Annotated in this window: 5 protein-coding genes; 1 reads left to right on the forward strand and 4 read right to left on the reverse strand. The window is 69.7% G+C overall.

All coding sequences use genetic code 11. The annotated features are described in order from the left end of the window. Positions 1-230 precede the first annotated feature (230 nt). The 4 genes from RNC47_RS35490 to RNC47_RS35505 form a co-directional block, all read right to left on the reverse strand. Positions 231-980, reverse strand: a complete 750-nt coding sequence (locus RNC47_RS35490; protein WP_311604940.1) for a Tellurium resistance — start codon at positions 978-980, stop codon at positions 231-233. Positions 981-1,091: 111 nt separating this feature from the next. Next, a complete protein-coding gene (locus RNC47_RS35495; RefSeq protein ID WP_311604941.1) occupies positions 1,092-2,249 on the reverse strand; it encodes a DUF475 domain-containing protein in 1,158 nt (385 codons plus the stop codon). Between the two features lie 330 nt (positions 2,250-2,579). Continuing rightward, positions 2,580-3,038 carry a peroxiredoxin gene (locus RNC47_RS35500; protein WP_311604942.1) on the reverse strand — a complete coding sequence of 153 codons (459 nt, stop codon included), beginning with the start codon at positions 3,036-3,038 and terminating at the stop codon, positions 2,580-2,582. 114 nt (positions 3,039-3,152) lie between these two features. Then, positions 3,153-3,587 (reverse strand): DUF3052 domain-containing protein, encoded by a 435-nt coding sequence (locus tag RNC47_RS35505; protein ID WP_132934373.1) that lies wholly within the window; start codon positions 3,585-3,587, stop codon positions 3,153-3,155. Between the two features lie 426 nt (positions 3,588-4,013). Here RNC47_RS35505 and aceE point away from each other — a divergent pair, with 426 nt between their 5' ends. Next, complete coding sequence (gene aceE, locus RNC47_RS35510; protein ID WP_311604943.1) at positions 4,014-6,746, forward strand: pyruvate dehydrogenase (acetyl-transferring), homodimeric type; 2,733 nt, start codon at positions 4,014-4,016, stop codon at positions 6,744-6,746. Positions 6,747-6,857: the final 111 nt, after the last annotated feature.

Here is a 6,857-nt window from a genome sequence, read left to right on the forward strand (position 1 = left end):
GGGTTTCCCCCACCCACCCGCCCTTTCCCGCGCTCCGCGCGGGGTGGGCGGCCCGCCAGGGCCGAGGGCCCGCGGCGGCTCCGCCGCCGGGCCACCCGGCCCCTGCCGCGCGAGGCCACCCGCCAAGGGCGGGTGGGTGGGCGCGGCACCGCGCGGCCGCCAGGCCGGCCGTGGCGGCGGAGCCGCCGAGCCGGGCCGGCCGGCCGGTGGCCAAGGCCGAGCGCCAGCGGTTACGTACGGGACGGCTTCGTGCCGCGCCCCCAGGACATGCCCCAGCCGTACAGCCGGTCGATCTCCGACTGGAAGCCGAGCACGTACTTGACCTCCCGCCGCGCCACCAGCTGGCCCTTGTGGTGTTCGATCAGCGCCACCGCGCACGCCTTCGCCTGCGGGACCGCGTCCGTCAGGCCGACCTCGATGTTCTTGCCGTCGGCCGCGACCAGCGTCACCACCACGTCGGCGCGGGCGAACGCCTCCGAGCCGTCGTAGATGTAGACGAAGACCAGCAGCCGCTTGAACTCGTCCTTGTGGTCGAGGTTGACGTAGATCTGCTCGCCGGAGGCCGTGCCGAAGCGGTCGTCGCCGCTGAGCTTGACGTACGGCGGGTCGTTGAAGTCGCCGAGCAGGCCGCCCACCGACTGGACGACGCCCTTGCTGCCGTCCTTGAGCTCGTACATGACGGCCAGGTCGAAGTCGATGGTGGCCACGCCCTGCGAGTGGCCGAGTATCTCGGCCGGCTTGAAGATCTCCAGCGGGTGCCGCCACTCGAAGCGCCGGCCGCCGCCACCCAGGTCGGTGCTGCTGCGCATGCGCCAGGAGAGGTCGATCCGCAGGGTGCCGGTGTCCGCGCCGGGCGCGGTCAGCGGGGCCGTGGGCCGGCGTCTGGTCAGCTCGGTGGCGTAGCTCGACATGCCGCCCACCGTGTCGAACTTCTGCTCGGCCGCGCCGCCCAGACGCAGATACGACCACAGCGACGCCATGGCTGCCCCCTCGGGAAGATGTCCGTACGCCACGGGGCGGGCGGTCGGGCCGGCGTTCGCCGGGCCGTGACCATCCCGCCCCGCTTTATGGTTTCCGCGTCAGCCGGCGGCTCACACCCCGGTGCTGACCGGTTTCTGTTCGGAGCCGTTGCCGGAGTCGCCGCTCGCCGCGTCCAGCCGGTTGGCGCGGACCGAGGACCAGAAGGCCGCCGCGATCAGGCCGACGCCGACCAGGCCGGTGACGACCTCCGGCAGGTGCCAGCGGATGCTGATCAGCAGCATGACGGCCAGCGCGCCGATGGCGTAGTGCGCGCCGTGCTCCAGGTAGCGGTAGTCGTCCAGGGTGCCCTGGCGGACCAGGTAGATGGTGAGCGACCGGACGTACATCGCGCCGATGCCGAGGCCGAGCGCCATCCAGAAGATGTGGTTGGTGATGGCGAAGGCGCCGATGACGCCGTCGAAGGAGAAGGACGCGTCGAGCACCTCAAGGTAGAGGAAGAGGAAGAACGCGGCCCGGCCGGCGAGGCCGACGGCCGACGGGTCCTTGCCGGCGCGCTTGGCCTCCGCCTCGGCCTTCTCCAAGGCCTCGTCGGCCTTCTCCTCGTCCTCCTCCAGGCGGTTCTCGAAGTAGCCGGAGAGGCCGCCGACGATCAGGTAGGTCAGCAGGCCGGCGAGGCCGGAGAGCAGCACCGTCTCGGTCTTGTCGACGTGCGCGCCGCCGTGCTGGTACGCCTGGTGGGCGACGGTGGTGGCGGTGAGCAGCAGCGCGGCGATGGCGACGCCGACGGAGAAGGCGTCGATCCTGCCCAGCTTGGCGAGCGGGCGCTCCAGCCACTTGATCCAGACCTGCTCGCGCTCCTCGAAGATGAAGTTGAGGAAGATCATCAGCAGGAACATGCCGCCGAAGGCCGCGATCGACGGATGGGCGTCGGTGACCATCTCGGAGTAGCGGTCGGGGTCGTCGAGGGCGAGCTCGACGGCCTCTATCGGACCGACCCCGGCGGTGATCGAGACGATGACGACCGGGAAGAGGAGCCGCATGCCGAAGACGGCGATGAGGATGCCGATGGTCAGGAAGATCTTCTGCCAGAAGGCGTTCATCCGCTTCAGCACGCCGGCGTTGACGACGGCGTTGTCGAAGGAGAGCGAGATCTCGAGGATGGAGAGGATCGCCACGACGGCGAAGCCCTCCCAGCCCCAGAAGTAGAGGGCCAAGAGCAGACCGGCGATGGTGACGCCGAACGACCAGCCAAAGGTTTTCAGTAGCACAAGAAGTCCAGTCTCCCGCGCGGGGCCGCGGATATGCAGGCGAACATGTCAGACATTGACCCCGTAGTCCAGGGCGATCCCGCGCCGACCCGTCGGGTCGTGGCGGTTCTGTGCCCCTCCGTCGGCCTGTTTGGTGGTGCGAACACAGACGTCGGAAACCGGCGCGGCGCGACGCCGACCGGCCTCCTGGTGATGGATGGGCACGGGAAACGCGCTGACCGAGTCGACTCCCCCGTTGGCCACTCGTTCTTCACTCCTTCCACGTGAGACCCCGGGGCCCCACGCCGCACACGCGTTCCAGCCGGTCGCTACCCAGGACCGGCGGTGGGCTCACAGCCCCTTGAGGGCCGTGACGTAATCGTTCAGATCGCGGGCGTCCGGCAGACCGTTCACCACGGTCCAGCGGACGACGCCCTCCTTGTCGATGACGAAGGTGCCGCGCACCGCGCAGCCCTTCTCCTCATCGAAAACGCCGTAGGCCCGGGAAACCTCCCCGTGCGGCCAGAAGTCCGACAGCAGCGGGTACTCGAGGCCCTCCTGCTCGGCGAAGACCCGCAGCGAGAAGGGGGAGTCGTTGGAGACGGCGAGCAGCTGCACGTCGTCGTTGACGAAGGTGGGCAGCTCGTCGCGCAGGGCGCACAGCTCGCCGGTGCAGACGCCGGTGAACGCGAACGGGTAGAAGAGCAGCACGACGTTCTTCTCGCCCCGGAAATCGGAGAGCGAGATCGTCTGGCCGTGCTGGTTCTTCAACCGGAAGTCGGGAGCTGGCTGGGCGGGCTCGATGGCCATGGGCGCGTAATCCGTTCCTCTGGCGAGGGTAAAGTGACGCCGCCCAGCCTACGACGAGGCCCCCCGCGGGCATTCCGACCCCCGGGGAGCGGACGCGCCCGCGCCGGTCCTGAGCTACTTCTTGCCGGCCGCCTTGGGGGTCACGAGCCGGCTGGCCGTCCAGTCGCGGCCGGCGCTGAAGGTGCTCGTCTGGGCGAGCCCCGCGGTCTGGGACGCGTCGCCGATGTCGCTCGGCTCGACGTAGCCGGGCCGGCCGGTCTTGGGCGTCAGCAGCCAGACCGGCGCCCCCGGGTCGATCATCGTGGTGGCGTCCACCAGCGCGTCGGTGAGATCGCCGTCCTCGTCCCGGAACCACAGCACCACCGCGTCGGCCACGTCGTCGAAGTCCTCGTCGACGAGTTCCTCGCCCGTGATGGCCTCGATTCCCTCGCGGAGCTCCTGATCGGTGTCGTCGTCATAGCCGAGCTCCTGGACCACCTGTCCGGCCTGGAAACCCAGCCTCGCGGCGGGGTTGGTCCGCTCCTCCGCGTGGTCCGCGGTCGCGCTCACGGATTGCTCCTGTCCTGTGTCGGAAAAGTACGGGTAGGCGCGCGCGTGTGCGCGGCTTGGGCCGTAGTCCACACGTGCGGGGCGGATCGCGCAAGTACCCGGCGTCCGCGCCTGTCCAAACGTTGACGACTTGGGCGCTTCGCCCGGGCCGGCCCCGGGGGCGCGCGGGGCGGCCCGGCCGGTCACCCACCACGGAACGTGGCGTGATCTGCGCCATAGCTCCGCGAACGGGTGTTCGCGGCCCAGTTCGGGCGGGGGCGTAGGGTGGCGGGTCGGCGACCACAGTCGTCGAGCCGCTTTTGTAGGGATCGGAAGAAGATCGCCGACGATGATTACCGCCTAGTAGAGATGACGTTTCGCCGTCAGCGGTACACGATGGAGGCGGCGCGACACAGCAGAGCAGACAACTCACAGTGAAGGAACAGCGTGGCTTCCGGATCAGATCGCAACCCGATCATCATTGGCGGCCTTCCCAGCCAGGTCCCGGATTTCGATCCTGAGGAGACTCAGGAGTGGCTCGACTCGCTCGACGCCGCCGTCGACGAGCGAGGCCGGGAACGGGCCCGCTATCTCATGCTCCGCCTGATCGAGCGCGCCCGTGAGAAGCGGGTGGCCGTGCCCGAGATGCGCAGCACGGACTATGTCAACACCATCGCGACCAAGGACGAGCCGTTCTTCCCCGGCAACGAGGAGATCGAGCGCAAGATCCTGAACGCGACCCGCTGGAACGCGGCCGTGATGGTCTCCCGCGCTCAGCGGCCGGGCATCGGGGTGGGCGGCCACATCGCCACCTTCGGCTCCTCGGCCTCCCTGTACGACGTGGGCTTCAACCACTTCTTCCGCGGCAAGGACGGCGGCGACGGTGGTGACCAGGTGTACTTCCAGGGTCACGCCTCGCCCGGCATCTACGCCCGCGCCTTCCTGCTCGACCGGCTCACCGAGCGCCACCTGGACGCGTTCCGCCAGGAGAAGTCCAAGGCGCCCTACGGCCTGTCCAGCTACCCGCACCCGCGGATGATGCCGGACTTCTGGGAGTTCCCCACGGTCTCCATGGGCCTGGGCCCGATCTCCGCGATCTACCAGGCGCGGATGAACCGCTACATGCACGCGCGCGGGATCGCCGACACATCGAAATCGCACGTGTGGGCCTTCCTCGGCGACGGCGAGATGGACGAGCCCGAGTCGCTCGGCCAGCTGTCCATCGCGGCGCGCGAGGGCTTGGACAACCTGACCTTCGTGGTCAACTGCAACCTCCAGCGCCTCGACGGCCCGGTCCGCGGCAACGGCAAGATCATCCAGGAGCTGGAGTCCGTCTTCCGCGGCGCCGGGTGGAACGTGATCAAGCTGGTCTGGGACCGCTCCTGGGACCCGCTGCTCGCGCAGGACCGGGACGGCGTCCTGGTCAACAAGCTCAACACCACCCCGGACGGCCAGTTCCAGACGTACGCCACCGAGACCGGCGGCTACATCCGGGAGAACTTCTTCGGCAGCGACCACCGGCTGCGCGCCATGGTCGAGAACATGACCGACGACCAGCTCCTGCACCTGGGTCGCGGCGGCCACGACCACCGCAAGGTCTACGCGGCGTTCAAGGCGGCCAAGGAGCACCAGGGCCAGCCCACGGTGATCCTGGCCCAGACGATCAAGGGCTGGATGCTCGGCCCGAGCTTCGAGGGCCGCAACGCCACGCACCAGATGAAGAAGCTCACGGTCAGCGACCTGAAGCACTTCCGGGACCGGCTGCACCTGCCCATCCCGGACAGCGAGCTGGAGTCCGGCCTCCCGCCGTACTACCACCCGGGCCGGGACTCCGAGGAGATCCAGTACATGCACGACCGCCGGCGCGAGCTCGGCGGCTACGTGCCGACCCGCGTCGTGCGGGCCAAGCCGCTGGCGCAGCCGGACGACAAGACGTACGCGGCGGTCAGGAAGGGCTCCGGGCAGCAGCAGGTCGCCACCACCATGGCGTTCGTGCGGCTGCTGAAGGACCTGATGCGGGACAAGGAGATCGGCAAGCGGTTCGTGCTGATCGCGCCGGACGAGTACCGCACGTTCGGCATGGACGCGATGTTCCCGTCCGCCAAGATCTACAACCCGCTCGGCCAGACCTACGAGTCCGTCGACCGCGACCTGCTCCTGTCCTACAAGGAGTCACCGACCGGTCAGATGCTGCACGACGGCATCACCGAGGCGGGCTGTACGGCCTCGCTGATCGCCGCGGGCTCGGCGTACGCCACGCACGGCGAGCCGCTGATCCCGGTCTACGTCTTCTACTCGATGTTCGGCTTCCAGCGCACCGGCGACCAGTTCTGGCAGATGGCCGACCAGATGTCGCGCGGTTTCGTGCTGGGCGCGACCGCCGGGCGCACCACGCTCACCGGCGAGGGCACCCAGCACGCGGACGGCCACAGCCAGCTGCTGGCCTCCACCAACCCGGGCTGCGTCGCCTACGACCCGGCCTACGGCTATGAGATCGCGCACATCGTCAAGGACGGCCTGCGCCGGATGTACGGCGAGGGCGCGGAGGACGTCTTCTACTACCTCACCGTCTACAACGAGCCGATCCAGCAGCCGGCCGAGCCGGAGGACGTGGACGTGGAGGGCATCCTCCGCGGCATCCACCTGCTCAGGCGCGGCGAGGCGGGCACCGTCCCGGCGCAGATCATGGCGTCCGGCGTGGCCGTCCCATGGGCCCTGGAGGCCCAGCGGATCCTCGCCGACGAGTGGGGCGTCAAGGCGGACGTGTGGTCGGCCACCTCGTGGAACGAGCTGCGGCGCGACGCGGTGGAGGCCGAGGAGCACAACCTGCTGCACCCGGAGGAGGAGCAGCGCGTGCCGTATGTGACGCGCAAGCTCTCGGGCGCGGAGGGTCCGTTCGTGGCCGTCTCCGACTGGATGCGGTCGGTTCCCGACCAGATCGCGCGCTGGGTACCCGGCACGTACCAGTCCCTCGGCGGCGACGGCTTCGGCTTCGCCGACACGCGTGGCGCGGCGCGGCGCTTCTTCCACGTCGACGCGCAGTCGATCGTGCTGGCGGTGCTGACCGAGCTGGCCAAGGAGGGCAAGGTCGACCGCGGCAGCCTGAAGCAGGCGATCGACCGCTACCAGCTGCTCGACGTCTCGGCGGCGGACCCCGGCTCGGCCGGGGGCGACGCGTAACGCTGGCCGCTCCGGCCTGGGCGGGTGGTGTGGGTTTTCCCACCCACCCGCCTTCCCGCTGCGCGCGCCTTTCGGCGCTCCGCGCCGGGGTTTTCCCCCGCCCACCCGCCC

The organism is Streptomyces millisiae, assembly GCF_031845425.1.
GTDB classification, from domain to species: domain Bacteria; phylum Actinomycetota; class Actinomycetes; order Streptomycetales; family Streptomycetaceae; genus Streptomyces; species Streptomyces millisiae.